At 47.5% G+C, this 26491-nt stretch carries 28 protein-coding genes; 16 read left to right on the top strand and 12 right to left on the bottom strand.

Features of this window, described 5'->3' with window-relative positions:
* Positions 1-8 precede the first annotated feature (8 nt).
* Together Q9M42_RS08610 and Q9M42_RS08605 are read right to left on the bottom strand one after the other, a co-directional pair.
* Entirely contained in the window at positions 9-596 is a 588-nt protein-coding gene (locus Q9M42_RS08610) for a GNAT family N-acetyltransferase (RefSeq protein ID WP_322526078.1), read from the bottom strand.
* Between the two features lie 73 nt (positions 597-669).
* Entirely contained in the window at positions 670-981 is a 312-nt protein-coding gene (locus Q9M42_RS08605; protein ID WP_322526077.1) for a hypothetical protein, read from the bottom strand.
* A 440-nt stretch (positions 982-1421) separates the two neighbouring features.
* Here Q9M42_RS08605 and Q9M42_RS08600 point away from each other — a divergent pair, with 440 nt between their 5' ends.
* Positions 1422-2357, top strand: a complete 936-nt coding sequence (locus Q9M42_RS08600) for a tetratricopeptide repeat protein (RefSeq protein ID WP_322526076.1) — start codon at positions 1422-1424, stop codon at positions 2355-2357.
* Between the two features lie 116 nt (positions 2358-2473).
* Positions 2474-3361, top strand: coding sequence for a diacylglycerol kinase (locus Q9M42_RS08595; protein WP_322526075.1), 888 nt, complete (start codon positions 2474-2476; stop codon positions 3359-3361).
* A gap of 27 nt (positions 3362-3388) precedes the next feature.
* Here the strand turns inward: Q9M42_RS08595 and Q9M42_RS08590 are convergent, their stop codons facing one another.
* From Q9M42_RS08590 to Q9M42_RS08575, 4 genes are all read right to left on the bottom strand, one after another.
* Positions 3389-3961 (bottom strand): GNAT family N-acetyltransferase, encoded by a 573-nt coding sequence (locus tag Q9M42_RS08590; protein ID WP_322526074.1) that lies wholly within the window; start codon positions 3959-3961, stop codon positions 3389-3391.
* A gap of 142 nt (positions 3962-4103) precedes the next feature.
* The gene (locus tag Q9M42_RS08585; RefSeq protein WP_022793690.1) at positions 4104-4475 is read right to left on the bottom strand and encodes a DUF779 domain-containing protein; all 372 of its coding nucleotides are present in this window, start codon (positions 4473-4475) and stop codon (positions 4104-4106) included.
* A 39-nt stretch (positions 4476-4514) separates the two neighbouring features.
* Positions 4515-6038, bottom strand: coding sequence for an acetaldehyde dehydrogenase ExaC (exaC, locus tag Q9M42_RS08580; protein WP_322526073.1), 1524 nt, complete (start codon positions 6036-6038; stop codon positions 4515-4517).
* Positions 6039-6170: 132 nt separating this feature from the next.
* Entirely contained in the window at positions 6171-7151 is a 981-nt protein-coding gene (locus tag Q9M42_RS08575) for an aldo/keto reductase family protein (protein WP_322526072.1), read from the bottom strand.
* Between the two features lie 172 nt (positions 7152-7323).
* Between Q9M42_RS08575 and Q9M42_RS08570 the strand changes: the two genes are divergently transcribed.
* The gene (locus tag Q9M42_RS08570) at positions 7324-7848 is read left to right on the top strand and encodes an N-acetyltransferase family protein (RefSeq protein ID WP_440972317.1); all 525 of its coding nucleotides are present in this window, start codon (positions 7324-7326) and stop codon (positions 7846-7848) included.
* Here the strand turns inward: Q9M42_RS08570 and Q9M42_RS08565 are convergent.
* Positions 7836-8561, bottom strand: coding sequence for a potassium channel family protein (locus Q9M42_RS08565; protein ID WP_322526071.1), 726 nt, complete (start codon positions 8559-8561; stop codon positions 7836-7838). The genes Q9M42_RS08570 and Q9M42_RS08565 overlap by 13 nt on opposite strands.
* Positions 8562-8576: 15 nt before the next feature.
* Positions 8577-9098 (bottom strand): GNAT family N-acetyltransferase, encoded by a 522-nt coding sequence (locus tag Q9M42_RS08560; protein WP_322526070.1) that lies wholly within the window; start codon positions 9096-9098, stop codon positions 8577-8579.
* Between the two features lie 104 nt (positions 9099-9202).
* On the opposite strand from Q9M42_RS08560, the gene rlmD reads away from it, so the two are divergent.
* Entirely contained in the window at positions 9203-10591 is a 1389-nt protein-coding gene (gene rlmD, locus Q9M42_RS08555) for a 23S rRNA (uracil(1939)-C(5))-methyltransferase RlmD (RefSeq protein ID WP_322526069.1), read from the top strand.
* 82 nt (positions 10592-10673) lie between these two features.
* Here the strand turns inward: rlmD and Q9M42_RS08550 are convergent, their stop codons facing one another.
* Entirely contained in the window at positions 10674-11849 is a 1176-nt protein-coding gene (locus tag Q9M42_RS08550) for a DUF4317 domain-containing protein (protein ID WP_322526068.1), read from the bottom strand.
* Between the two features lie 122 nt (positions 11850-11971).
* A complete protein-coding gene (locus Q9M42_RS08545; RefSeq protein WP_322526067.1) occupies positions 11972-12784 on the bottom strand; it encodes a PRC-barrel domain-containing protein in 813 nt (270 codons plus the stop codon).
* Between the two features lie 318 nt (positions 12785-13102).
* Here Q9M42_RS08545 and Q9M42_RS08540 point away from each other — a divergent pair, with 318 nt between their 5' ends.
* From Q9M42_RS08540 to Q9M42_RS08510, 7 genes are all read left to right on the top strand, one after another.
* Entirely contained in the window at positions 13103-14617 is a 1515-nt protein-coding gene (locus Q9M42_RS08540; RefSeq protein ID WP_322526066.1) for a pyridoxal phosphate-dependent decarboxylase family protein, read from the top strand.
* Complete coding sequence (locus Q9M42_RS08535) at positions 14607-16364, top strand: IucA/IucC family protein (RefSeq protein WP_322526065.1); 1758 nt, start codon at positions 14607-14609, stop codon at positions 16362-16364. Before Q9M42_RS08540 ends, Q9M42_RS08535 begins: the two co-directional genes overlap by 11 nt.
* The gene (locus Q9M42_RS08530; protein ID WP_322526064.1) at positions 16345-16932 is read left to right on the top strand and encodes a GNAT family N-acetyltransferase; all 588 of its coding nucleotides are present in this window, start codon (positions 16345-16347) and stop codon (positions 16930-16932) included. The genes Q9M42_RS08535 and Q9M42_RS08530 overlap by 20 nt, the downstream gene beginning before the upstream one ends.
* On the top strand, positions 16925-18235 hold the full coding sequence (locus tag Q9M42_RS08525) for a lysine N(6)-hydroxylase/L-ornithine N(5)-oxygenase family protein (RefSeq protein ID WP_322526063.1): 1311 nt from the start codon (positions 16925-16927) through the stop codon (positions 18233-18235). The genes Q9M42_RS08530 and Q9M42_RS08525 overlap by 8 nt, the downstream gene beginning before the upstream one ends.
* Before the next feature lie 40 nt (positions 18236-18275).
* On the top strand, positions 18276-20075 hold the full coding sequence (locus Q9M42_RS08520) for an IucA/IucC family protein (protein ID WP_322526062.1): 1800 nt from the start codon (positions 18276-18278) through the stop codon (positions 20073-20075).
* Positions 20076-20236: 161 nt separating this feature from the next.
* Positions 20237-21109, top strand: coding sequence for an STAS domain-containing protein (locus Q9M42_RS08515; protein ID WP_322526061.1), 873 nt, complete (start codon positions 20237-20239; stop codon positions 21107-21109).
* Positions 21110-21161: 52 nt separating this feature from the next.
* The gene (locus Q9M42_RS08510) at positions 21162-21602 is read left to right on the top strand and encodes an SRPBCC family protein (RefSeq protein WP_322526060.1); all 441 of its coding nucleotides are present in this window, start codon (positions 21162-21164) and stop codon (positions 21600-21602) included.
* A 24-nt stretch (positions 21603-21626) separates the two neighbouring features.
* Here Q9M42_RS08510 and Q9M42_RS08505 read toward each other — a convergent pair whose 3' ends face one another.
* Positions 21627-22430 (bottom strand): alpha/beta hydrolase family protein, encoded by an 804-nt coding sequence (locus Q9M42_RS08505; RefSeq protein WP_322526059.1) that lies wholly within the window; start codon positions 22428-22430, stop codon positions 21627-21629.
* 77 nt (positions 22431-22507) lie between these two features.
* Here Q9M42_RS08505 and Q9M42_RS08500 point away from each other — a divergent pair, with 77 nt between their 5' ends.
* From Q9M42_RS08500 to Q9M42_RS08490, 3 genes are all read left to right on the top strand, one after another.
* Positions 22508-22666, top strand: coding sequence for a hypothetical protein (locus Q9M42_RS08500; RefSeq protein ID WP_322526058.1), 159 nt, complete (start codon positions 22508-22510; stop codon positions 22664-22666).
* A gap of 13 nt (positions 22667-22679) precedes the next feature.
* Positions 22680-23231, top strand: a complete 552-nt coding sequence (locus Q9M42_RS08495) for a GNAT family N-acetyltransferase (RefSeq protein WP_322526057.1) — start codon at positions 22680-22682, stop codon at positions 23229-23231.
* A gap of 88 nt (positions 23232-23319) precedes the next feature.
* Entirely contained in the window at positions 23320-24372 is a 1053-nt protein-coding gene (locus tag Q9M42_RS08490) for a C45 family peptidase (RefSeq protein ID WP_322526056.1), read from the top strand.
* A gap of 24 nt (positions 24373-24396) precedes the next feature.
* On the opposite strand, the gene Q9M42_RS08485 is transcribed toward Q9M42_RS08490, so the two are convergent.
* Complete coding sequence (locus Q9M42_RS08485) at positions 24397-25182, bottom strand: SDR family oxidoreductase (protein WP_322526055.1); 786 nt, start codon at positions 25180-25182, stop codon at positions 24397-24399.
* 195 nt (positions 25183-25377) lie between these two features.
* Between Q9M42_RS08485 and Q9M42_RS08480 the strand changes: the two genes are divergently transcribed.
* The gene (locus Q9M42_RS08480; protein WP_322526054.1) at positions 25378-25809 is read left to right on the top strand and encodes a VOC family protein; all 432 of its coding nucleotides are present in this window, start codon (positions 25378-25380) and stop codon (positions 25807-25809) included.
* 13 nt (positions 25810-25822) lie between these two features.
* Positions 25823-26368, top strand: coding sequence for a GNAT family N-acetyltransferase (locus tag Q9M42_RS08475; protein WP_322526053.1), 546 nt, complete (start codon positions 25823-25825; stop codon positions 26366-26368).
* The last annotated feature ends 123 nt before the right edge of the window (positions 26369-26491 follow it).

Genomic DNA, 26491 nt, shown 5'->3' with positions numbered 1-26491 from the left:
CCGCAGCGTTAAAACTGCGGGGTTTTTGTATGCTCCATGCCGGGACCAAGAATAGCTGGCAGCCAGAAGCGCGAACGCATCGTATAGACAACGTGATCGACATAATGGTCGTACAGCCATTCGGCATTACGCACATACTTATATTTTTCAAAGCCGAGCCGTTCCGGAATTGAACGGCTGGGCCGATTATCCGGAGCAACGCAAATATCCACACGCCTAAGATGAATATCCCGAAAGGCATAATCAGTCAATGTCTGTACCGCCCGGGTCATAATGCCTTTGCCCTGAAAGGGGGCGGCGAGCCAGTAGCCAATAACGGTGCGCCGGGTCAGTCGGTACACATGGTTGAAGCTGATCGCACCGGCGAGCCTGCCTTCGTACCAGATACCAAACGTGTAAGAGGTGCCGCGGCGGGCAAGCTTGGCCCGGTATTCAAAAAAACGGAGTACGTCACGCAGCTCGCGTGTCTTATCCACCCAGGGAAGCCAATGACGCAGGTATGAACGATTATCCTCCACCAGCTGCAGATAATCGGCAGCGTCCTTATCTTTAAACGGGCGAAGGTATATCTGGGAATCCACGGTAAAATCAGCCATTTTTTATCCCCTCCGTAAACTATAGGTGGAGGGTATTTTCCCGATATTTTGCCGAATATAACCTATTTTCTGTTCACGCAGAAAGCCTGGCCCATTCGTTCAGCCGCCAGCGCATATACACAAACTGATTCGAAGAAATGTACTGAAACGTATCAACTAAAAGACCATAACAGACAGGCTCTTTCTCGAGTGCTTCCTGAAGGATGGCAGGGTGTTTGTGCCAGATGGCGCCCATCATTTCAATATAAGGGATACGGGCGCCGATAAGGGCGACTTGTTCAAACACCTGATCGCGGAGCTTGCAGAGCTCGGCCGGGTCGTCCGCACGATCCAGCTGGTACAAAAACTGATCTACAAAGTAAGCAATGTATTGATCCGGATGCATGGCCACTCCTCCTATGTAGATAAATGTTTGGAAAGTAAGTAAAAAAAGAATCCCCTGCCAGCTAAACTGCAAGGGATACAAAAAATATAACAGGGGTAAGCTTGGTTAATGGTGTGAAACGTGTGTCGAGGGTGACGGTTTACAATTATTTAAAAATAATTACATTATTCCCGGCAAGTTAACTAGTAACTGGAAATCGCCAGCAGCACCAGCCGTTGTTACTAACCCTATAGCTACAGTCAATTTAATCAAATTAGCTTTCACTGAAAACAACCCTCCTACAAGAAACTTTGTAATTATTTTCTATATGCATTATGACATATACGTATATAAATATCTTTGGGCTTCTAATGCATTCATTGCCCAATAATTAGGTGAAAGCTCTAGAATTGTGGTAAAATCTAAAGTGACTAGAACTATAGTTCTTAAAAGGTGGTTGTATGGAAGATTCAAATGTCGGGAAAAAATTAAAAGATTTAAGACAGTACTACGAAGTAAGTCAAAGAGAACTAGCTGAAAGTATTTGTTCTCAAAGAGCTGTCTCCAAAATTGAACGGGGAGAAATACAGCCGACCGCAGATATACTCCATCAAATGGCAATAAAACTAGGAGTGAAGATTAGTTATTTTTTTGAAGATCATGAAGCTCCACGATTTAACTATATACAGGAGACTAAGGATAAAATTGATAAACTGGTACGTATATATGAATTAGAAGAAGCAATGAAAATCATTAGACAAGAATTAAAAAATCCACTATTTCGAAAGCCTGTCCATCTTAAATTTTTGTTATGGAAAAGAGCCGCCTGCCACTCTAAATTAACACTTGAAAAAGAAGAATCCCTGGAATTATTACAGTTGGCCCTGGATGTGGATACAGGTTCTTTAAGCATTACAGAAGAAGATATTGGTATATATATAAATATTGGTACAGTATATATGGATATGAACGAGTATAAAGACGCCATTTATTATTTTAATGAGGCTCTTGCTCTTTATACAAAACTTCCTGTAGCGCAATGGGATACTTCCAAAACAAAAATTTATATGAATTTGTGCATTGTATACTCCAAAGCCATGCAGTTTGAAAAAAGCCTGGAAGTCGCAAATGAAGGAGTAAAATATATATACGACATAGAATCAGTGTATCTGTTAGGTGAACTTTATTACCAAAAGGGTGTAGCTTTATTTTATATGGGCGAATACGCGAACGCTTTACGATCTATGGAAAAAGCTATGTTTATCCTGAAAGATAAAGGGCAAAAGATGTTTTATGATTTTATAGAAGAAAATTACCTGCGATTTCAAAGGGCTACCTTTGCGCAATATTCCAATTTTAAGCCAAAAAATATCGACCCCACAGCTGCTACTGTTTAATGAATTAACAATAGTATACAATTAATTAGTAACGCATGTAACAATGAGAGACAAAGATAGTTCTTTTATATATTAGCCAAATGAATTGAAATCTTCGATGTAATAGGGGTTATAATATGCGAAAACGAGCGAGAGTAATTTACAATCCAACGTCTGGAAGAGAGCAGATGGAGCGGCAGGTGCCTTATATATTAGACCGGATGGAGCAGGCAGGTTACGAAACGTCGGCCTTTATGACCCGTGGGGAGGGGGACGCCCGGGAGGAGGCACGGCGCGCCTCAAAGGATGGGTTCGAAGCCGTAATTGCCGCAGGTGGAGATGGAACTATTTTTGAGGTCATTAATGGGATCGCTGAACAGGAGTGGCGCCCCAGAGTAGGACTTATCCCTGCCGGAACGACGAATGATTTTGCCCGGGCTCTCGGACTGCAGGGAAAAGAAATTAAAGAGGTCTGCGACGTATTTGCGCGCGGACGCACCCAGGTCATTGATATAGGAAAGGCGAACGGATCGTACTTTATTAATATTGCTGCGGGAGGGAAGCTGACGGAGCTTACCTATGACACCCCGAAAGGGCTGAAAACGGCACTGGGGCAGGCCGCCTATTTCATTAAAGGGTTTGAAAAATTCTGGTCCCTGCATCCGCAGATGGCCACTGTTGAATACGATGGAAAGCTTCTCGAGGAAGAAATTACAATGTTTCTCGTATCCAACACTAACTCCGTCGGTGGTTTTGAAAAACTTCTTCCCCAGGCAGAGTACAATGACGGTTATTTTGATGTGCTGATTGTACAGAAAATGACGATGTTTGAATTCAGCCAGCTGCTACGTCAGGCTTTGCGAGGAAGGCATCTGGAAAATCCTAAAATTAAATACTTTAAAGCAAAACAGCTGCGTATAGAGGCTAAAGAAGACATGCAGCTGAATCTTGACGGGGAATACGGCGGCCATCTGCCGGCGACGTTTGAAAATTTGTACCAGCATATCGAACTGTTCTGCCCATAAAAAACAGCCGCATTGTCGGCTGTTTTTTTAATAGCTTTTCCATTCTGTTTTTAAAATAGCGTAAATCATCACATCCCGCCGTACCCCTTGAATCAACAGCGAGCGGCGCAGTGTGCCTTCATGCACCATGCCGACCTTTTCCATCACCTTGGCGGATGCTGTATTTTCGGTAAAACACCGGGCTTCAATCCGGTGGAGGCCCATATCTTCAAAGCCGAAGCGGATAATCTCCCGTGCTGCTTCCGATCCGAACCCCTGGTTCCAATGATCCGGGGCGAGCGTATAGCCAATTTCCCCGTTGGCATGGCCCCGGTCCCAATGCACAAAATCGATGGTGCCAATTACTTTGCCGGAGTCCTTGCGTTCGATGCCAAATGGCGCCCGGTCGCCGTATTTATAGGAATTCATCGTGATATCCAGAAAATCTTTTGTTTCCCCACGGCTTCTGTGGGTGTCCCATAAAACGTTGCGGGAGACCAACGGATTGGAGGCGTATTCGTAAATATCTTCAAGATCTGAATAACGCAGGGCCCGTAGCCGGAGCCTTGACGTTTCCAGGGTGGGGAAGGGTCGGAACGGTGATGTTGATGAATGATGCATAGGCCTTCATCCTTTACTGTAGCGCGCCCTCAAACGGTGCTTATTTCTTTGTTAATTATAGAATAATAAGAAATACTTAAAATGACAATAGGCACACCAGACAGAAAAAAGCATTCTGCGCAAATGCAGAATGCCTGGATGTTTAAACAGTGGAATTTTGTTCGAGCTCTGTGCGTTCTTCTTCGGAAAATACCCGTGAGCGGGTTAAAAACCGTTTGCCCTCTGGTCCTTCAAGGGAAAACATCCCGCCCCGGCCGTCAACAACATCAATAATCAGCTGCGTGTGCTTCCAGTATTCAAATTGATCCTTCGACATATAAAATGGGGCCCCGCCGATATCTCCCATATACATGTCACTGTTGCCGGTTTTAAAGTCGCCTTCCGGATAGCACATCGGGGCGCTGCCGTCGCAGCAGCCGCCGGACTGGTGAAACATTAACGGACCGTGCCGTTTTGTCAATCTGTTGATTAGTTCAAGGGCAGCGTCAGTAGCGGTTACACGCTCTACTGCCATGAGACATCCTCCTTTTTAATGCTTCCGGTCGCCGTGCGCTTAAAAGAATCCTTTCGGCTGTTCGCTATAGCTGACCAGAAGGTTTTTCGTCTGCTGGTAATGGCCGAGCATCATTTTGTGGTTCTCCCGGCCAATACCTGATTTTTTATAGCCACCAAAGGCTGCATGAGCCGGATAGTCATGGAAGCAGTTAGTCCATACACGGCCTGCCTGGATTGCGCGTCCGAACCGGTATGCGGTGTTCATATCACGCGACCAGACGCCGGCGCCAAGTCCGTACAGCGTATCGTTGGCGATTTCCATTGCTTCTTCCTTAGTTTTAAAGGTAGTCACACTCAGCACAGGCCCGAAGATTTCCTCCTGGAACACGCGCATTTTGTTGTGGCCTTTAAATACGGTTGGCTGTACATAGTATCCCTGTGAACGGTCTTCATCGTCGACCTGGGCTGCTTCACCGCCGACTAGAACCTCTGCACCTTCCTGTTTCCCGATATCGAGATAGGAAAGGATTTTATCGAGCTGCTCCTTGGAAGCCTGGGCGCCCATCATCGTGTCGGTGTCGAGCGGATGACCGACGTTGATGGCTTTCACGCGTTCAATAGCCCGTTCAATAAATTTATCATAAATGGATTCCTGAATGAGAGCACGGGATGGACACGTGCACACTTCCCCCTGATTCAAGGCAAACATGACGAAGCCTTCGATCGCTTTGTCTAGATACGAATCGTCTTCGGCCATTACGTCTTCAAAGAAAATATTCGGTGATTTGCCGCCAAGCTCGAGCGTTACCGGAATTATATTTTCTGAAGCGTACTGCATAATCAGTCGTCCGGTCGTCGTTTCCCCGGTAAATGCCACTTTATCAATGCCCTCGTGCTGGGCAAGCGGTTTGCCGGCTTCAACCCCGAAGCCGCTCACTACGTTCAGAACGCCTGGCGGCAGAAGGTCTTCAACGAGCTCAAGCACCTTGTAAATCGACGCTGGTGTCTGTTCAGCCGGTTTGAGAACGATGCAGTTGCCGGCAGCAAGCGCAGGAGCGATTTTCCAGATCCCCATAAGAATCGGGAAGTTCCACGGAATAATCTGGCCGACAACGCCGAGCGGCTCGTGGAAATGATATGCTACAGTGTCATCGTCGATCTGGCCTATTGTTCCTTCCTGGGCACGAATAACGCCCGCGAAGTAGCGAAGATGATCGATGGCAAGAGGGATATCAGCATTTAGTGTTTCCCTGACAGCTTTGCCGTTTTCCCAAGTTTCGGCAACGGCAAGCATTTCAAGGTTTTCTTCCATCCGGTTCGCCATTTTATTTAAAATATTGGAGCGTTCGGTCGTGGACGTTTTGCCCCATGCTTCCTTCGCTTTATTGGCTGCTGCCACTGCCGCATCAACGTCCTCTTTCGTTGAACGGGCAATCTGGCAGAAAACGGTACCGGTAACCGGACTGACGTTATCAAAATATTCGCCCTGAGCCGGTGCTCTGTATTCGCCTCCAATAAAGTTATCGTATTTGTTTTTAAAATGTACCAGGCTTTCGGGGGTGTTTGGTGCATCGTATCTCATGCAAAATCCTCCTTCGTTTTAGAGAAAAATTGGAAACGCTTACACAAGTTCATTATAGCACCATTTAAAAATAATGAAAATATAGAAGTTCTGTATATAAAAATAATCCCGCCGGCTGCGGCGGCATAGTGTTTAATGAAGCCTGGAGGTAACATCTTCAATTTCCTGAAGGGTGCTGTCGATTTCATCGAGCAGATTGTCCGGCAGCTCAAGCTCCGCAGCTTTTAAATTTTCTTCGAGCTGTTCGGGACGGCTCGCTCCAACAATGGTCGAGCTTACGCCAGGTTTTCGAAGAATCCAGGCGAGGGCGAGCTGGGAAAGCTTAACACCGAGCTCATTACGGGCTAAATTCTCCAGTTTTACGACATTTTCGAGAATGCGGTCGTCCATGAACTTCTCCATTGCAAAATTAATATTTGAATTGGCAGCACGGCTGTCGGACGGAGGCTGTTCGCCCGGACGGTATTTGCCGGTTAAAATGCCCTGGGCAAGCGGGGAAAAGACAACCTGTCCTAGCCCTTCGCGTTCGCTGATCGGAAGAACCTCTTTTTCGATGTAGCGTACGAGCATATTGTAGATTGGCTGGTTCGATACCGGCCGATGAAGGTTTCGTTTATCGGCAATATGTGCCGCATCGCTGATCTGGGTGCCAGACCATTCGCTGAAGCCGTAGTACAAAATTTTACCCTGGCGCACAAGGTCATCAAGCGCCATCAGCGTTTCCTCCAGCGGGGTATCAGGGTCATAGCGGTGGCACTGATACAAATCCATATAATCCGTACCGAGCCGCTGCAGGCTGGCATCGCACTGCTCCATGATGTGCTTGCGGGAGAGTCCGCGGTCGTTCGGCCCGTCTCCCATTGGAAAATACACCTTCGAAGCCAGCACGTAGCTGTCACGGCTGTAGGAGCTTAAAGCTTTGCCTACGACCTTTTCCGCTTCTCCTTTATTGTAGACGTTCGCCGTGTCAAAAAAATTAATGCCGTTTTCATATGCATGGTGAATAATATTACCAGCAGTCTGGCCCTCCACGGAGGAGCCGTAGGTAAGCCAGCTTCCAAGGCCTATTTCACTTACTTTTACGCCGGAGTTCCCTAATCGACGGTACTTCATGCGAACACGTCCTTTTCATAAGTAAAATTCACTGTGGCAGAGAGATAGGTTACGTGAAAAGTATTCCTTTGTTCATTGAATTGTAAACAACCTACAGGCGGATGCTGGAACAAACAAAAGAAAAACAGGTATGTTATTCTAGGAAAAAAAGCAGGATAAGGGGGAGAAGCACGTGGACTATTACATAGCGAGAATGCAGAAGGAGCATTGGCCTGAAGTCCGGGACATATACGAAATGGGAATTATGAGTGAGCATGCGACATTTGAAACGGAGGCGCCGTCATGGGAGCTTTGGTCAGCGACGCACGACTTGGCCTGCCGTCTTGTTGCTATCGACACTACAACTGAAAAAGTAATCGGCTGGGCCGCGCTCGCCCCGGTTTCCGGCCGGGAAGTATATGAAGGTGTAGGCGAAACAAGTGTCTATATTCACCAGGATGAACGCGGGCGCGGAGTAGGTGGAACGCTTCTGGAAGCATTAATTGAAAAAGCAGAGACGGAAGGCTATTGGACGCTGCAGGCCGGCATTTTTCCGGAAAATGACTATAGCCTGCGTATCCACCGGCGCAAAGGCTTCCGGGAGGTAGGCGTCCGGGAGCGTATTGGCAAGATGCAGGGACGCTGGCGCGACGTAGTGCTGCTTGAACGCCGCAGCCAGGTGGTGGGCGTAGAAGAGGAAGACAATTACGATGATTGATCTTCCTCTTTTTTGTAGCGTTCCTTCCACTTTTCAAGCGAAGCGATCATATCATCCATCTCTTTGGCTGTAAGCTCCGGGTAACGGTTTAGCGTTTCCTGTACGTGCCGGGCTTCCGGAGGAAGCGTGCGGTGATCGTGGGAGAAAAAGGCAGCTACGGTGCCGGTAACAATACCGATCAGTCCGATGCCGACGATCATCAGAATGCTTGCAATAATCCGGCCGGCAGTCGTTACCGGATAAAAGTCGCCGTACCCGACCGTAGTCGTTGTCACGACGGCCCACCAGAGCGCTTCTTCGTATGTATGAAAGTCAGGTTCAATCCAGCGCATCGAGAGACTGGCAGCAAACAGCAGCACGCCGACAATGATCACTGCCCGGTCCACTTGATATTTAGAGAAAAACACATCAAGCAAAGAATGCCTGCGGCTGAAAAGCACGATCAGCCGCAGGACTTTCAGCAGCCGGATGAGACGGGCAGCCCGGAAAATTTCTCCGAGCGGCAAGATAGCGATCAACTCGAGCGGATTGCTTTTAATATACTGCCACTTGTTGTCGCTTGCAAAAAAACGGACGCCGAAATCAATCACAAACAACACGTAAATAAATAAATCGAGCGACCTGGACTGGTCAGGAGGCAGATCCACCGTTAAAGAAAATATTAAGAGAGCGGCAAGAATCAGCTCATAAATTGCTTCAAATGAGATGCGCAAGGTTGGTGCTCCTTTCTACAGCAGCTTAGCCATCATAATTTCATTGACGTACGCCCCGTGAGCGAAAAGCGAGTCCTGTTTAATCCCTTCAATCTGAAAGCCGAAGCGTTCATAGAGCGCACGCGCCCCGGTGTTTTCTTCTATTACGGTCAGCTCCAGACGGTGAAGCCCGCGCTTTTCAGCCCATGCTTCGATACGCTCAAGCAGCCGTCTTCCAAGACCCAGACGCTGATAGGCCGGCAGAATCCCTATAACAACAGAGGCGGTCCGGCAGTTGCGGATGGTGCTGCCACCGACACCCATCACGTGTCCAACGACCATACCCGCGTCTTCCACAATAAAAAGCACAAGACGGTCCTTCATAATAAACTCGTTTACCATATGCTGATGCTGTTCGGCCGTTGGCCTGCGTTCTCCCGGCTCCATCAGCATATACGATGTTTCATTGTCGAGCTGCTGGCTGAACGCCAGGTGAACGTTCGCATCCGATGGTTCAATCAGACGGATATCCATATGTATCTCTCCGTTCTTTTTCATTTGCTTATATATTCCTATATTATAGCGTGCGAACAGACGGACGCCAAACCACTCCTGTGTTACAATTTTTTTGACAGACTAGAACGAACGGAAGGAACGAAATAATGAGCAAGCAAAATAAGCCGGAAGCCCCGGTAGAAAAAAATGAGTTAATAGAAACGACAATTGAGGATTTAACCCACGAAGGACACGGGGTCGGAAGAATCCACGGGTATGCGTTGTTTATCCCATACACCCTGCCCGGTGAGCGTATTCAGGCGAAGGTTCTTAAAACAAAAAAAGGCTACGGCTTCGCGAAGCTTATTACTGTTCTTGAAGAAAGCAGCGAACGAACCGAAGCGCCCTGCCCGATCTATGTAAAATGCGGCGGCTGCCAGCTGCAGCATATGACCTACGATACCCAGCTCCGCTATAAGCATAAACAGGTGAAGGATGCGTTCGAACGGATCGGCGGCCTCGACGAAACAGTGGTCCACGATACGATCGGGATGGAGGATCCGTGGCGCTACCGCAATAAGGCCCAGGTGCCGATCGGTGTAAAAGAGGACGGCCGGTTAAAAGCGGGCTTTTACCAAAAACGGACACATAACATTATTGACATGGATGAGTGTATCATTCAGCAGAAGGAAAACGACGCTGCCGTTCAGCAGGTAAAAGACATTGCCGACCGGTTTGGCATGAGCGCCTATGATGAAGAAAACGGACGGGGCTTTCTCCGCCACATCGTGACACGTTACGCCCCAACCACCGGCCAGCTGATGATTGTCCTTATTACAAATGGCAAAAAGATCCCGGAGGAGCAGGCTTTTATTGAAGCTGTCCGAGACGAAGTAAAGGATACGGCAAGCATCGTTCAAAACGTGAACACGAAACGAACGAATGTTATCTTCGGCGATCGGACAAAAACGCTGTGGGGCGAAGACTATATTTACGACCACATTGGCGAAGTGAAGTTTGCGATTTCTGCGCGTTCCTTTTATCAGGTAAACCCGGTCCAGACAAAAACGCTGTATGATAAAGCGCTGGAGTACGCGGACCTGCGCGGTCATGAAACGGTCATTGATGCTTACTGCGGCATCGGAACCATCTCGCTGTTCCTCGCAGAAAAAGCCCGGGAAGTCTACGGCGTAGAGGTAGTGCCGCAGGCCGTGAGTGATGCAAAGCGAAACGCCCAGCTGAATCATTTTGACAACGTAACCTTTGCGACAGGAAAAGCTGAGGAAGTGATGCCGTGGTGGGTAAAAGCAAATGGGATTCGTCCGGACGTTGTTGTTGTGGATCCGCCGCGGAAGGGCTGCGACGAACAGCTGCTGGATACGATGCTCGAGGTAGCTCCCGAACGTATCGTATACGTCTCCTGTAACCCGGCGACACTCGCCCGGGATTTAAAGCACCTCGTGGAGGGCGGATACGAAGTCGTAGAAGCCCAGCCGGTGGACATGTTCCCGCAGACAACACATGTGGAAGTAGCCACAAAATTAGTGCGGAAGTGAGAGGTAGTATGCAAAAAACGCCGCCGGGACAGCTGTATATTAAGAAACAAGGAAGGTCCCGCCCGGGGCCTTCCTTGTTCTATTACGGAGTATCTTCGCCAAAGGCTTCCGGCAGCATTTTAAAGCCTTCAATCTCTGCGTCCTCTTCAATCTCAATCATAATACAGCGTTTTCCCTGATAGTTGACCTGTTTTACGTATTCCAGATCCTGCGGACTGATCGCGATATTGGCGATTTTGGTGTTAATTTTAATGGATTTGGAATTGTATTTCGGCACGATGCTGTTTGCTTTCAGCTCGTACGTTTCGTTATCGGTAACCCGCTGAAAGGCTGTTTTTACTTTGTCGGTCTCCACCTGCTCGCCGCTCTGCTGAAGCACCCGTTCGACATCTTTATAGTCGAGGGTCGGCGGGGCGTCCTCTTCGTTTTCTTCGACGACCCGGTGAATTTCCCCGTAGACGTTCGCAAGCGTGGAGGGATTCATCTGGTCGCCGACCACATCTCTCACTATATCCTCAAATACTGTTTTGTTTTCTTTGGCGGTGACGATTTCTTCGCCGTTCAGCACATCCTCGATAAACCGGTAGTCGGGTTCGTTAGGCTTTGAAGCAGCGTATAGTACATGATTGACGTCAGCGGCTCCTTCCGTTATTGCGGGAAACAAAAAGCCGGCCATCGGATGCTTAAGATCAATGACTGGATCGGCCTCGACCTTGTATTTGAATTCCTTCTCAATGTAATCAAACTGCATTTCTTTTTTCGGCTCTTCTGTTTTATTGATGCTGCAGAGAATGAAGGAATTGGTGTACACCGCATCGCGTCCGCTTGTTTCTGCTTCCTCGTTCCGCTGTTTGGCCGGCTTTAAATACTCGGCGCGGATAAAGGTAATCACGGTGTCCTTTTCATAAGGGTGGTCTTCAATCATTTTTTCGGTCATGCGAAGCATCTGTTCCTTCCAGTCTTCGACATTTCGGCTTAAGAGACCTTTATGAAGAATGAGCTGGCTGGAATTTTCAGCGTCCTGCTGAAATTTCAGCTCGAATAGCTTTTCATCCAGCTGCCCGGTGAGGACCTTTTTGAAGTTGGCCATAAACAGCTCCTGCTGATCACTGTCGAGCATTTCGAATGGCTGGCTCTGATGGTGATAAATATCGGTCGTTTCTTTCATTATGTAAACGTTAAAAATATCGGAGATCGTAAGCAGGTCATTGTCTGTTTTCAACTGCCTGCGAAGATCGGAAATATCTTTTTTATCCATAGGTAGTCCACTCCTGAGCTGTTTGAAGGATTATTAGCTTATTTATTTTAACATATCACACAGGTTCGGGTTCCGGCAGATGTAAAAAAGCCCGCTGCATTTAAGCAGCGGGCAAATTTCATTTATTTATTCGAGGGGCTGCCGAAGTGACGGCGGATTTCTTCGCCGTAGTCATCGGTCAGCGTCATGGACGATTCGTAATCAGGTGAATTTTCCACCGCTTCACGGCTCACACTGGCAGTTGCACTTTCGTCCAGGGCGTTAAACTGATTAAACCATTCCACTGGAACGAGAGAGTGGTCACTTGACAGTGCACCGGCAGTATCGACTTCGATAAACTGAACACTCCAGTCGTTTGTGTCAAAAACCACGTCAGAGATCGTGCCGATGTTTTCACCGCTCACATCGATATCATAGCCGCGGAGATCCTTCGTACTCTGCAGGTAGTAATCTTCTTTGTTTCGGGCAGCTTCCATTTCATTTTCTTCCGGACCGGTTACAGCAGTGTCATGGGCAGGACGCGGATTATTATCGTCGTCATCCATCGGGGCAAATGGCCCGCCTACAGGCATGACCGGTCCGGTGCCGGTGCTTCCGGCTGTTGGAATCCAATAAGGCTCCAGGTTGTAATAGTTTAACACTGAAGCTTCATACGAACGGGAAATAGGTTCATGTTCGTCCGGCTTCGGGCTGTTTTTAATCTGGTCTTTCGAAGCATTCATCTGAATGGCCTGGCCAGCCAGGTCAAGCCGGTTAATCAATTGGGGACTTAGCAGGACTTTTCCTCCGACAAACCATGCACGGGTATCTGCGACGAGAAACCGTACCTTCCATTCGCCTCGGGAGTCGAAATAGACATCGGAAATGGAGCCGATTGCTTCTTCATCAGTGGCTGAAATCCAAAATGCTTGAAAATCTTTTGTACGTACGAGCAATTGCTGCACCTCCTGATAATAGTTATTGATACCCGGCTTATTACCTGATAGGGGTGTTTTTAAACTAACGACATGAGCTCTTAAAAACAGGTGAATATTAAGTCGCTATTTGGACAGGAGAAAGGGTAATAGACCTAAACCGTTCAACTGGCCGATACCAACCTTTGTATCAATTCCAAAGCAGTTGTTGACTTTGATAATCATTTTCAATTAGTGTGTACATTGTAATCAAGAGCTTGTAATAAAGCTTTTATTTTTTTCATTTTAATTGATAATGATTTTCATTATCTATAAATAAGAGATCATGGAGGAGACGATATGCCGGTTGTAAAGGAAGAGTCGCATACCGCATTTGATAATGAATTTTTAACCAATATCGGTGATAAGGGCAGAATCCTTGATACGTTAACCCGGACTTCTGCCTATATAACAGAATTTTTCAATGAAAGTGACAGACCTGTATTCGGAGCAGCAGAGCCGCAGGTGAAGCAATTCTTTCACGGCATAGAGCATGAACATGCCTTTGATAGTGTGCTTGACGAAGTAATGGAGCATGTTATGAAAAGCTCTTTAAACATCAGCCACCCCCACGCAATGGCGCATCTGCACTGCCCGCCGCTTTTGTCCGGGGTGTGCGCGGATTTAATCGTGAGTGCTTTAAATCAATCGATGGACTCCTGGGATCAAAGTCCGGCGGCGACAACAGTGGAGACAGAGGTAGTGAACTGGCTGTGCGAATTGTATCAGCTGCCTCAGACGGCAGCGGGAACATTCACGACTGGAGGCACTCAGTCGAATTTTATGGGGCTGCTGCTTGCAAGAGATCAATACTGCGCCCGGGAATTGTCACATGATGTGAAAGCCGATGGCCTTCCTCCGGAAGCAGCCCGATTTAAAGTTTTCTGTTCAGAGGAAGCACACTTTACAGTAAAAAAATCGGCTGTTCAGCTTGGTCTGGGAGAGCGGTCAGTAGTAGGGGTGCCGACAGATGAGCACAAAAAAATGAACATCGAAAAGCTTGAAGCCTTCATTCAGGAGGCGAGGGACTCCGGTGATCATCCGTTTGCCATAGTAGCTACTGCCGGCACTACTGACTTTGGAAGCATTGACCCGCTCGATGACATTCAGCATACGGCCAATAAAGAAAATCTATGGATGCATGTGGACGCAGCATTTGGCGGGGCTTTAGCGCTATGCAGTGATCAAACTGCCAAACTTGAAGGAATGCAGAACGCAGATTCCCTGGCAGTAGATTTTCATAAATTATTCTATCAGCCAGTCAGCTGCGGAGCTTTTTTGGTTAGGAGCCAGGATAGTTTTCGTTTTATCAGACACGGGGCGGAGTATTTGAATCCAGAGGATGACAGGGATGAGGGCTTTACTAACCTCGTGGACTATTCGATGCAGACGACCCGCCGCTTCGATGCACTTAAAATATTGATGACACTCCGCACCCTCGGCACGGAAAAGTGGGCAGAAATGATTGGCCATGGGTTAAAAATGGCCGGGCGTCTCGCAGAAAAAATTAGCGACGAGCCGGCGCTGTATCTGGTACTGAAGCCGGAAATGAATGCAGTAGTGTTTAAATACTGCACAGAAAATTCTTTTGAAAAAGTGGAAGAGGACGAGATCAATAGAGAAATCCAGCAGCAATTATATGCTTCAGGCGAAGCGGTTATTGCCAAAACAAAAATAGACGGCAGACAGTTTTTAAAGTGCACTCTGCTGAACCCTTTAACGACAGAAAAAGATATTGATCATGTAATTCAGGCGGTCATTGAAGCAGGACGGGAAATTGAAGTTTTACGAAGGAGGAAAAGGGATGAATTTTAAACAGAAAGCAGCAGAAGCTTCGATGCAGAGCTTTATCAATTGTTATTTGCGCGAAACCGGAAGCGGTGTCTGGGGAGAGGCGGAATGTCGCGTGGAGCTCTCCCGTCAGAACATCGAGCTGGTCCTTCCAGTGAAGTACCGATCCCTGACCCACCGGCATATCTTTCACTTTCCGCTTTTTTATAGAACCAGCGAAAGCAGTTCTCTGCTTGAACTGGATGTGCTGACCACCGGGACTTTGCTTTTGAAGGAGCTTTCGCTTGAATATGGTGATAAAGGAGGGAAGGAAGAGATGATGCAGCGGGTGCTGCAGAGCTTTGAGCTCACAGAGCTGTTTTTGGAAGCACGCAAAGAGGAGAAGGGTGAACTCCTCACCCGCTACATTGATTCAGAACAGGCCCTTCTGCTCGGGCATCTGCTGCATCCGACCCCTAAAAGCCGGCAGGGAATGGAACGCGAAAAGGAAAGAAACCTCTATTCGCCGGAAACAAAAGGCCGCTTTCAGCTGCATTATTTCCGGGCGCCATCCGAGCAGGTAGAGGAAGCATCGATGGAAAAAGAAAGTGCGTCGGCTATCGTAAAAAACGAGCTCCTAAATGCTCCGGAGACAGAGGCATTATTTAAAGAGGACTATTGCCGTCTGGATGATGGATATGCCCTGCTCCCGGTGCATCCACTTCAGGCAGAGGCCATGCTCCGGCAGAAATCCATTCAGCGGAAGATAGAGCAGGGTGAATTAGACTATCTTGGCCCGGCTGGCCGGAGCTTTACAGCGACTTCCTCGATCCGGACCCTTTATCACGAGCAGTCCCCGTATATGTTCAAAGTCTCAATTCCGGTGAAGGTTACCAATTCCCTGCGCGTCAATCAAAAAAAAGAACTGGCGCGCGGCGTAGAAGTAGAAAAGCTGATGCAAAGCCGGATTGGACAAGAGACAGCTCGGTTTTTCCCAGGTTTTGAAATTGTTCGTGATCCGGCATATATCGCCCTTAAAGGTGAAGAAGAAACAGGTCTTGAAACGATTATCCGGCGCAATCCGTTTCAGGAAGACATGGACGATCAGGTGTCACTGGCTGCCGGGCTTGTGCACGATGCGTACGGAGAAGGAAGTATGCTCGGTAATCTGATCCGCCGCCTCGCCCGGGAGGAAGACCGGAGCACTGCTGAAGTAAGCCGGGACTGGTTCCGGCAGTATTTATCAATTTCCCTGCATCCGATGCTCTGGCTGTATATGACTCATGGCATTGCACTTGAAGCCCATCAGCAGAATTCCGTCGTACGTTTTACCGGCGGCTATCCGCAGGTGTTTTATTACCGGGACAATCAAGGCTACTATTTTGCACGCTCGAAGGAAGCACACTTAAAAGAATACGTGCCGGAGTTGAACGCTTCAAGTGATACTGTGTGCGCAGATGACATTGCAGATGAACGCTTTCGTTACTATTTTTTTATCAACCATTTGTTTGGGCTGATTAACGGCTTCGGAGCTTCAGGACTGATTGAAGAAGCGGATTTGCTGCAAATACTGCGCGAAGAGCTTGAAGATGCGGAAAAAGCATTCGGCCGTTCCGCCTTGACCGAGAGTCTTCTTGAACATGAAAAAATCCCATCCAAGGGTAATCTGCTGACCCGCTTTTTCGACATGGACGAATTGGTCGGCTCCCTTGCTGAACAGTCTGTGTATATCCATATTTCAAACCCACTGACTGCAAAGGAGTGCATGCAGCATGAACGCCAAACAATCTAATCCCCATATTTTTAACCGGGAGTCGGGAGAAGAGCTGGATGAATGCATTCAGTTTCGTGAGGTGGATGTACAATCCGATCTGCATCTTCTGCACGGCTGGATGCACCAGGCGCATGTCGTACCGTTCTGGCAGCTGAATATAAGTAAAAGCAGCTATCAAGCGCATCTTCAAAAGGCACTTGCGGATAATCATCAATCGCTATATATCGGAGAGCTTGATGGCCGCCCGGTCAGCTACTGGGAGGTGTATTGGGCAGCAGATGACATAATTGGTTCTTATTACGAGGCGGAACCGGCAGATCAGGGCGTGCACCTTTTGATTGGGCCGCCTGAAGAAACGGGCAGGGGACTTGCCTTGCCGCTTTTAAAAGCTATGCTTTCGATGCAGTTTCAGCAACCAGAGACAAATCGGGTGATCGCTGAGCCTGATATTACCAATGGCAAAATGATTCATGTGTTTAAAAAAGCAGGCTTTGAGCCTGTAAAGCCGGTGGATCTGCCTGACAAACGTGGGCTTTTGATGGTCTGCACCCGCAGGGCATATGAAGGAGGAGACCACGATGACTGAGGAAATATACGATGTGGTTGGGATAGGAATTGGACCGTTTAACCTGGGAATGGCGGCACTTGTGGAAAATGTGCCGGAAGTGAATGGTCTATTTCTGGATGAAAATGATAGGTTTGAATGGCACGGCGGCATGCTGCTCGACGGCACCAGCCTTCAGGTTCCATTTCTTGCAGATCTGGTTACGCTGGCTGACCCAAAAAGTCCTTATTCCTTTTTACAGTACTTGCAGGAAAAGGAGAGATTATATCATTTTTATTTCTATGAGAAATTTCATATTCCGCGTCGCGAATACAATGACTATTGCCGGTGGGCAGCTGAAAAGCTTTCCTCCTGCCGGTTTGGGCAGCGGGTTGTCCAGGTGGATTTTCTGAAGGAGAACGGTCTGTATAAAGTGGAAACAGAAAATACTGTTGCAGGGAAAAGTGAGTGCTTCTATTCCCGGCATGTAGTAATGGGTACCGGCACGACACCGGCGCTTCCCTCATGGATGGAAAAAGGAAGAAGTGTCTGCCACTCTGCAGACTACCGGTACCGCCGGAATGAATTGCTCCAAAAACAGAGCATCACGGTGGCAGGCTCCGGTCAGAGCGCCGCTGAGGTTTTTCTCGATCTGTTAAAGAACCGGCCGGAATATGGATTCAGCCTGCGCTGGTATACGAGGTCATCTGGGTTTTTCCCTATGGAATATTCCAAGCTCGGACTTGAACATTTTTCGCCGGATTATACCAGTTATTTTTACCATCTTGACCCTGGTACAAAGGAGGAGCTGCTCCAGAAGCAGGATCTTCTGTATAAAGGGATCAGCGCTGATACGATTGCGGCCGTATACGACGAGCTGTATGAGCAGACAATTGGAGGGGAAAGCCGGGACATAGTTCTTCAGGCAAATACGGAACTTACGAGTATGGAGAGTACGCCTGCTGGCGATATAAAGCTGTTTTTGAAGGAAGTTAACTACAGTACTGAGTATACGGAAGAAACAGAAGCGCTAATCGCTGCGACAGGCTATCAGCCATCTCCACAGCCATTTCTAAAAGGAATCGAAGCGTATCTGCAGCGTGATGAGCGCGGGCGTCTGCAAATTGATGAAAAGTACCGAGCAGTGCAGGCTGAGAAAAATCGCCATGTTTTTATCCAAAACGGCGAAATGCATACGCACGGTGTCGGAGCGCCGGACCTCGGGCTTGGAGCTCACCGGAACGCGGTTATTATTAACCAAATCGCAAACCGGGACGTTTACCCCGTCCGGTCTGAAAATGTCTTTCAGCAATTTAAGAGAGAAAAGGCCGGGGTTATCGTGTGAAGCTGTACACCATAATATTAAAAAGAAAGGAAGGAAGCAGATGAATTCATATACGGCGGAGTCCACAGAATCTGTCCAACAGCTGCACTGGGAGGAGGCCAACCGGCGGTTAACGGCTAAAATGCTTCAGGAATTCCTGTACGAGGACATTATCAACGCAGAGGTTATCGAAGAGGGTGACCCGCAGAAGCTTCAAGTGAAAACACCGCAGGCAGTTTATGCCTTTTCGGCGCGCAAGCGGCTTTTTGACAGTATTCATGTGTATCCGGAAAGTATAGTAAAAAAAGAAGATAAAGCAGAATCACCCATCCGGGCGGACGCTTTTCTGCTTGAACTCCAGCAAATGGCTCCGATTTCGAGTGAGACAGCTGGACATTTACTCAAAGAATATTATCATACCCTGACAGCAGACTGCTATTTGCTGGACAAAAAAACGACAGCTGCCGAGCTTGCAGAAATGGATTATCTGCTGCTTGAAGGAGAAATGGGCGGCCATCCCTGGATCACATACAATAAAGGCCGAATCGGCTTCAGCTTTCAGGATTATCTTTCTTATGCTCCTGAACATAAGCAGAAGATCCATTTATTCTGGATAGCGGTCCATAGGGAAGCTGCTTCGTTTCAGACATTGCATCCTGATGGGTACCGTCAATTAATAGAACAGGAGCTGAATGGAGCCGAACGCGACTATTTTAGCGACCTTATAAACCGTGCCGGGAAAGAACCGGAGGACTATTATTACATGCCGGTGCATGACTGGCAGTGGGACAATCATATTGTGACGCTTTACGCTGAGTATATTGCCGGAGGGTGGATTATTCCTCTGGAGTATGCAGGAGATGCGTACCTTCCGCAGCAATCGATTCGTACGTTTGTTAATACGGAGCATAAAACAAAAAAACATGTGAAGCTTCCCGTAAGTATTTTAAATACACTGGTTTACCGGGGTCTGCCAAGCGAGCGGACAAAAGTGGCCCCGGAAGTGACCAAATGGATTCAGGCGGTCAAGGACGAAGACCCGTTCCTACGGGACACGTGTGAGATGGGGCTGCTCGGGGAAACAGAAACAATCGATGTGCCGCATCCGGCGTTTCATCATTTGCAGGGAGTGCCGTACCAGTATACAGAGATGCTCGGTGCTGTCTGGAGAGAAAGTATTTATACGGCTGTAAACGAGGAGGAAAACCCAGTAACGCTGGCGGCCCTTTTGCATGAAGACGCTAATGGCAGGCCTTTAGTGCAGGAGTACGTGGAACGATCGGGATTAAGTACAGAAGCGTGGATAAAGCAGCTGTTTGATTCCCTGCTTCCTCCGCTTTTGCATTACATGTATAAGTACGGTACCGTTTTTTCTCCTCACGGTCAGAATACGATTATTGTATTAAAGGATTACGCACCGCAGCGGCTGATCATGAAAGACTTTGTGGATGATGTGAATGTGAGCGATCAGCAGCTGCCAGAGCTTGAAGAGCTTCCAAAGGAGTTAAAGCAGGTTCTCCGGTGCGAGCCGCCAGAAGGGCTCGTGCAGTTCATTTTCACCGGCTTGTTCATTTGCCACTTCCGCTACCTGGCGGATTTGCTCGACCGGAAGAACTTACTTACAGAAAATTCATTCTGGAAAATGACTGTGGAAACAATAGAAGCGTATCAAAAACGCTTTCCGGAGCTGAGCGGACGCTTTGAGCTTTTTAATCTTTTTCAGCCGGCCATGGTGAAGCTGTGTCTGAACCGGAACCGGATGCTTGATTACGGCTACGGCGACGGCGATGATCGTCCTCACGCTTCAGAGCATGGGTATGTGGACAATGCACTCTATATGGTTCGCACGAATAACGAGTAAGTCAGGGGCCTTCCCTGGCTTTTTTGTATGTGAATTTATTTTTGTAACAAACTACATAATTAGTACATAAACATATCATACTAAAGACACATGTATTGTCCGTAATTAAGAAAAGTATTATAATAATTCTAATGTGCAAACCATTCCCAGGAGTAATCTAAATGTTGGAGGAACATAAATTGCAAAAAGAATATAGTCTGGATTCGACTGAATTCCCGTCACTCAAATCCGTTTCGCAGAAAATGTTTGATTTAATAGCCGACCAGCTTGATGTGAATACAGCGTATATTACAAAGCGGGGCAACAATGAAATGACTGTTATCAGCACGTTCAATAAAAATGAAGAAATTATCCCTGAAGGCTTTTCGGTAAAATACAGCGACACCTACTGCAGAAAAATTATAATGAACGAGGAAGACGCTCTCTGTACAGAGGATTTGACAAAAGATGTAATGACAAAGGAATTAGAGATAACCTCCGAATTACAGATGAAAGGATTTCTCGGTGTCACACTGACAGATCTGGATGGCAACGTATTTGGAACGCTGTGCGTTATGGATCCGGAAGAAAAAATATTCAGTCAGGAGGATGTAGACTACTTAAAATCCATGGGAGAAGTGCTTGCACATATTATCGAGCTTGACCACACTCAGTACAACCTCGGATTTTTGAATGTGCCGATTATCCCGGTTAGGAAAGGAATTTCGATTCTTCCGGTTCAGGGAATTATTGATGAAAAACGGGCTGAAATTATTACCCGGACCGTTCTGGAGTATGCAGCAGACCAAAAAATTGAGCACCTTGTGATTGATTTGTCCGGGCTTGTGATTGTGGACGGTGAGTTTCCGCACGTGTTTATTAACGTCATTCATGCTCTGAAGCTAATGGGAGTAAACATTTTGCTGACAGGAATATCCCCGGCTATCGCCCAGCACGAGTTAAGCAATAATGAAATTTTAAAAATGAATATCCACATTTCAAGAAATCTTGAAGCTGCACTCGAACATATTGGTTTTCATCTGCAGTCTCAATAAAGCCGGCGACTCCGCCGGTTTTTTACTATTAAAAGTATAAAGGAGGAATAAAATGAAGCATGAGATCCTGATAAAGGCATCCAGACAGACAGTATACGATTGTTTAACAGATCCAAAGAAGCGGTCAGAGTGGAGTCCGGAAATTATCGATATTACATATGAGCATGATCCGAAAAAAGAAGAAGCATTGTTTACTCAGAGCCAAAAGGCGGGAGGCTCTACTTATGTATTCCAAGGGAAAAATCTGATCGTGGAGGAGCCGGCGATTTTCAGCTACGAGTTAACTCTCAAGCAGATGAACATTGCCGTAGCCTATGAATTAACAGAGAAGTCGTCCTGGACAGCTGTCACGCAAACGTATGACTCCCGCCAAAAAAATCGTATTGGACGGCTGGTTGATACACTCGCGCGTCCGCTGACGAATAAACTGGCTAAGGATATACTGAAGGGACTGAAAAGGTGCAGTGAAGCGTCAAAAGAACCGCGAAAATAATAGTAAATTATTTTCGCGGTTCTTTTATAGAGAAAGCATCTCATGGATTTCTTCTTTAATCAGGCTCCAGGCATCGGTTTGTATATCGGTAAGCATAAAATGCTCCGCGTCCGGGAGTTCGAGATACCGTATGGACCGATAGCCGATTTTGGCCGCCTGGTGATACTGCGCACTGATGCCGACCGGCACGTTCACGTCGAGCGCTCCGTGCACAAGTATTTGGGGGACATCGATAGGGATTAGATCAAACGGTGATGTTTCAGTATAGCGCTCAGGAAATTCGTCCGGGGAGCCCCCGAGCAGATCTGCGACGGGGTCGATGGGTTCCTGGGCATTTGTGATTTTGTTGCGGTAGTCATGTATCTCGTGCATGAGGTGTAAATCAAGCACCCCGGCGAGACTTACCGCTCCATATATGGATAGCGGGTCAGCGAAGTGGGATAATTCGCTGGTAGCCGGCAGGGATGGCCTGGCAGCGAGCCATAAGGCAAGCTGTCCTCCTGCGGAATGTCCAATGGTAAACACCCGTCGAATGTCAATGGGATGAAGGGCTGCAAGTTCCCGCACGTAATCAGCGGCCCTGCCGACGTCGTTAAACGTTCCCGGCCAACCACCGCCCTCGTGACCAACGCGCCGGTATTCAATGTTCCATGTGGCAACGCCTTCCCGGGTCAAATCCTCGGCTACGTCCTGAATAATATCGAGACCGAAGGGTGTTCGCCAAAAACCGCCGTGAATAACTATTGCTAAAGGAAAAGGACCTTCTCCCTCGGGGAGGCGAAGGTCTCCAAACTGTTCAGAGTGCTCACCGTAATAAATTCGTTCCATATTTTTCCCTCCTGTTCTCCTTTTATCATACCTGCTTTTGGTACAATAGATAATAGGAAATGCTGAGGAGGAGAGACGTGAGAATAAAAACGTTTTACGCCATAAGCGATAAAGGACTCGACAAGAAGGTGAACGCCTTTTTGGACGATGCAGGCATCGAAGTCACGGATATCCAGTTTGCAATGAACTTCTTTTATTTCAGCGCGATGATCGTATACCAGGATAATAGAGAATAAACGGGGGATAGATATGCAGCCATTAGTAAAAGCAATTGAAGGAGAGCAGTTGTACCTGCGTCCATACACGAAAGAAGAAATACCGGCATTGTACGAAGCGTTTAATAATAATCACATCGCCCGCCAGTTTACCGGCACAAACCGTATATACACCCTGGAGGATGTGGAGCGTTATATCGAAGGCACCGATGCCCATGCAGACGTCCGTCTCGGCATTTTCATGCAGGGAAACGATCAATTAATCGGGGATACTTCGTTTATTGATATCGACACACCGGCGAGCCGGCAGGCGAGATTTCAGATGGTTATATTTGACGACTATATCGGCCAGCGCTTCGGCACTGAAGCAACAAAGCTGATGCTTGAATACGGGTTCGGGAAACTGAATTTCCACCGTATTGAACTTGAAGTTTTTTCGTTTAACACCCGGGCGATTCATGTATATGAAAAGCTTGGATTTGTGCACGAAGGGATGAAGCGCGAGTGTCGTTACTATGACCACCAGTATTATCACGCCGTGATGATGAGCATACTCGAGCAGGAGTACCGGGAAAAGCATCGCTAAGCCGCCTGGGTCCAGGCGGTTTTTCATTTTGTGGAACCGATTCTCATGCAGGGGCCGGGGTAAATAACCATTCATTGAAGGTGACAATGTGAAAGAGATATACAGCAGCGTGGTGCAGTTTCGCGGCACCCATTACGAATTTGGCAAATACCAGGGAGAACTTCTTGCCGGGTCATTATCCGTTGAAAACCGGGATAAGCAATGGAAAATAAGAAAGCCGCGGTTTCAGGTGGACATAGGGGAAACGAAAGGGGCGCTCATGAAAGTGGCCCCGAGTATCTGGGAGGAGCTTGAAGGGCTGCAGGATGGTTTGAAATGGAGCATGGAAAAAATCATTATGCATTTTTCCGGCTATCGTCTTGAGATACCTAAATCGGGCTGCTCTATTATGACCGGAGACAATTATCTGGTGCGTAATTACGACTATCACCCAAAAACCTATGAGGGCAGATACACATTGTTTCAGCCGGCGGGTCATGGCTATGCGATGATAGGCCCTTCGCAGCGGGTAACCGGCCGGATGGACGGCATGAACGAAAAACAGCTTGCGATGGGCTACAATTTTATGCACCGGAAAAAGCCGGGAGACGGATTTATTTGTTCCATGATCGGCCGCTTAATCCTCGAGGTATGTGCATCGGTCGAGGAGGCGGTCGATATGCTGAAAGAAATTCCGCACCGTCACTCGTTCAGCTACGTGGTTCAGGACACGAAGGGTGTTTCCAAAGTAGTGGAGGCTTCGCCGCGCGGAGTTATCGCCAGGGAGGACCTGACATGTACGAATCACTTTGAAAAAATGCCGGAAGAAAACCGTCATTATTTAGTGGATTCGAAAGCCCGGCAGTCAGTCATGGAACAAAAAAGGGAGGTGCGTCCTTCCGCAGAAGAGGCGTACAGGCTGCTGAATAATACTGAAGGCGGGGTGTTTTCGGATAATTATCACAGCTGGGCTGGCACGATTCATACCTCTGGGTACCTGCTGAAGGAACAAAAAGCATGGTTCGCGCTTGGTGGTGACCGGGAGCCCTACAAAATTGACTTCTATCGCTGGCTGAAAGGGGAAGACTTTTCAGGACAGTATTTGTATGGACAGGTAGATACCGGTATGAAATTCCTTCATATGGATAAGAACGTAAAATAAACCGGCCCGCGGCCGGTTTATTTTTTATATTTGGGCGTCCCAGTTCTGCTGTTCCTCCTGCTTCATCTGATCCTCGGTATCCTGCGGATGAGCCGTACGGAAGGCATGATGATCGGCTTCGATGACTTCAACCATCTTGCTAATCATATCGTCAGGGTCAAACTGGCTGTCAAGCATTTGCTCCATTTCGCTGATTGATTTTTCTGGAGTGAAGTTTTTTTCCGGGTCGTACCATTTCCACTTTTCTTCGAACATCCGGTCATTAAAACCGGTTTCATACGGGCCGGGGTTAATGGTGGCCACCTGGACATTGAATTCTTCAAGCTCTGCTTTCATAGACTTTGCAATGGACTCGATAGCGTGTTTAGTAGAGCCGTACGGGGCCAAATAAGGCATCGCCACCACGCCGACGATAGAGCTGAGAAAAATTATTTTGCCCCGGCCTTTTTGTACGAATTTTTTAGCAGCAATCTGAGCATTTTCAAGCGTGCTGAATACATTGGTTTCATAAATTTCGCGAACACGGTCAACCGGTATTTCAGCAATTGGGCCACCTTCCCCGATGGCTGCGTTTGCGACGAAAATGTCATAGTCATAGTCAGCAATCAATTGCTGATCGCGCTTATTGGTAATGTCGAGCTTAATCACTTCGAGGTCCACCCCCGCTGCTTCTGCTTCCTCCCGTAGACTTGTAATCTGCGCCATAATTTCGACTGCAGCAATCACACGGTGGCCTTTTTTAGCCAGGCCAATCGCTGTGCCCTTTCCAAGGCCGGTGCCGGCACCGGTAATAAATATTGTTTTACTCATGAATTGTCTGCCTCCTTATAATAATCCTGATTGTAATGGACCGTTCCCATTTAAATGAAGGGTGAAACGCCCAGCATAGCCGGAACTACCTGACCAGTAATTCCTGGAAAATGAAAAAGGAAAACAAAAATCTCCGGCGAAATAACAATTAAAGTATCTATTGTACGTGGGATTTCTATAAGGGAGGCTAAAGCTGTGGATAGAATTAATCTTATTACACTTGGTGTCAGGGATGTTGCTGCTTCCAGGAAATTTTACCGGGAGGGGCTCGGTTTTGAAGCTGCTGCAGCTGAAGACGGACCGAATATTGTATTTTTTAACAACAAAGGCACCAGGCTGGCTCTTTATTCGTTAAAGGAGCTGGCGGAGGAAATTGGTGAAAAAATGGAGGAAGCGGCCCAGGGGTTTTCGAGGGTGACGCTTTCGTACAATGCGAAGTCCGCCGAAGAGGTGGACTTCGTCATAAAGCAGGCAGCCGAGGCTGGGGGCAAGATTGTAAAAGAACCAGAATGGGTGTTTTGGGGAGGCTACAGCGGGTATTTTAAGGATCCAGATGGCCACCTTTGGGAAACGGCGTACGCAGAATTCTGGAAATTTGACGAGCAGGACATGCTGATTATGGAGTAAAAGGAGACATTCTATGTTTTCGTATAAAATTAACGATCGTCTGGAACTGATGCTGCTTCAAAAAGAGCACGCGGGAGAGCTGTTTGCCCTCATTGATAAAAATCGCGGGCATCTAAAAGAATGGATGAACTGGGTAGACAGCGTCCAGTCGGTCGAGGATACTGCTGCAAACATTGAAAGGGCGCTTGAGCAGGCGGCAGCTGGAGGCGGATTTCGAGCCGGTATACGGTTTGAAGGCGTTCTTGTCGGTGTTATTAACTACCATGAAGTGGACTGGGGAAACAAAAAAACAAGCCTTGGCTATTGGCTTGGGAAGGAATACGAAGGAAAAGGCATCATGACTCATGCGGTAGAAGCTATTGCGAACTATGCCTTCGACGAAATGGAGCTGCACCGGGTGGAAATCCGCTGCGCTGAAGGAAATATAAAAAGCAGAGCAGTGCCGGAGAAGCTGGGATTTCAACTGGAAGGAATACTAAAGGACTCAGAGCGCCTTGCCGGTGGTTATGTCAATCAGGCAGTCTACGGAATGGTGAAAACAGAAGATGGAAGCAGTTGATAAATTTTAAGAGAAACCCGGTGTTTACACATCAGTGAACCCGGGGAAAAGGTGTTAAGCAATCACGGTTGATTTTAAAGCCGGAGGGAAGCCTTTATTTTTTCCGGCTTATTTTGTATGAAC

The sequence above is a fragment of the Marinococcus luteus genome, assembly GCF_034497705.1.
Classification (GTDB): Bacteria; Bacillota; Bacilli; order Bacillales; family Marinococcaceae; genus Marinococcus; species Marinococcus luteus_A.
The sequence above is the reverse complement of the archived record's forward strand: the minus strand, read 5'-3'. Positions and strand labels throughout refer to the sequence as shown.

Excerpts from the sequence above, each read along its gene's own strand:
- Q9M42_RS08550 (WP_322526068.1), bottom strand. The coding sequence starts at position 11,849 with ATGGATAAAAAAGATATTTCCGATCTTCGCAGGCAGTTGAAAACAGAC.
- Q9M42_RS08585 (WP_022793690.1), bottom strand. The coding sequence starts at position 4,475 with ATGGCAGTAGAGCGTGTAACCGCTACTGACGCTGCCCTTGAACTAATC.
- Q9M42_RS08530 (WP_322526064.1), top strand. The coding sequence starts at position 16,345 with ATGAACGCCAAACAATCTAATCCCCATATTTTTAACCGGGAGTCGGGA.
- Q9M42_RS08510 (WP_322526060.1), top strand. The coding sequence starts at position 21,162 with ATGAAGCATGAGATCCTGATAAAGGCATCCAGACAGACAGTATACGAT.
- Q9M42_RS08595 (WP_322526075.1), top strand. The coding sequence starts at position 2,474 with ATGCGAAAACGAGCGAGAGTAATTTACAATCCAACGTCTGGAAGAGAG.
- Q9M42_RS08540 (WP_322526066.1), top strand. The coding sequence starts at position 13,103 with ATGCCGGTTGTAAAGGAAGAGTCGCATACCGCATTTGATAATGAATTT.
- Q9M42_RS08605 (WP_322526077.1), bottom strand. The coding sequence starts at position 981 with ATGCATCCGGATCAATACATTGCTTACTTTGTAGATCAGTTTTTGTAC.
- Q9M42_RS08590 (WP_322526074.1), bottom strand. The coding sequence starts at position 3,961 with ATGCATCATTCATCAACATCACCGTTCCGACCCTTCCCCACCCTGGAA.
- Q9M42_RS08610 (WP_322526078.1), bottom strand. The coding sequence starts at position 596 with ATGGCTGATTTTACCGTGGATTCCCAGATATACCTTCGCCCGTTTAAA.
- Q9M42_RS08575 (WP_322526072.1), bottom strand. The coding sequence starts at position 7,151 with ATGAAGTACCGTCGATTAGGGAACTCCGGCGTAAAAGTAAGTGAAATA.
- Q9M42_RS08475 (WP_322526053.1), top strand. The coding sequence starts at position 25,823 with ATGTTTTCGTATAAAATTAACGATCGTCTGGAACTGATGCTGCTTCAA.
- exaC (WP_322526073.1), bottom strand. The coding sequence starts at position 6,038 with ATGAGATACGATGCACCAAACACCCCCGAAAGCCTGGTACATTTTAAA.
- Q9M42_RS08535 (WP_322526065.1), top strand. The coding sequence starts at position 14,607 with ATGAATTTTAAACAGAAAGCAGCAGAAGCTTCGATGCAGAGCTTTATC.
- Q9M42_RS08525 (WP_322526063.1), top strand. The coding sequence starts at position 16,925 with ATGACTGAGGAAATATACGATGTGGTTGGGATAGGAATTGGACCGTTT.
- Q9M42_RS08515 (WP_322526061.1), top strand. The coding sequence starts at position 20,237 with ATGTTGGAGGAACATAAATTGCAAAAAGAATATAGTCTGGATTCGACT.
- rlmD (WP_322526069.1), top strand. The coding sequence starts at position 9,203 with ATGAGCAAGCAAAATAAGCCGGAAGCCCCGGTAGAAAAAAATGAGTTA.
- Q9M42_RS08600 (WP_322526076.1), top strand. The coding sequence starts at position 1,422 with ATGGAAGATTCAAATGTCGGGAAAAAATTAAAAGATTTAAGACAGTAC.
- Q9M42_RS08505 (WP_322526059.1), bottom strand. The coding sequence starts at position 22,430 with ATGGAACGAATTTATTACGGTGAGCACTCTGAACAGTTTGGAGACCTT.
- Q9M42_RS08560 (WP_322526070.1), bottom strand. The coding sequence starts at position 9,098 with ATGAAAAAGAACGGAGAGATACATATGGATATCCGTCTGATTGAACCA.
- Q9M42_RS08520 (WP_322526062.1), top strand. The coding sequence starts at position 18,276 with ATGAATTCATATACGGCGGAGTCCACAGAATCTGTCCAACAGCTGCAC.
- Q9M42_RS08495 (WP_322526057.1), top strand. The coding sequence starts at position 22,680 with ATGCAGCCATTAGTAAAAGCAATTGAAGGAGAGCAGTTGTACCTGCGT.
- Q9M42_RS08485 (WP_322526055.1), bottom strand. The coding sequence starts at position 25,182 with ATGAGTAAAACAATATTTATTACCGGTGCCGGCACCGGCCTTGGAAAG.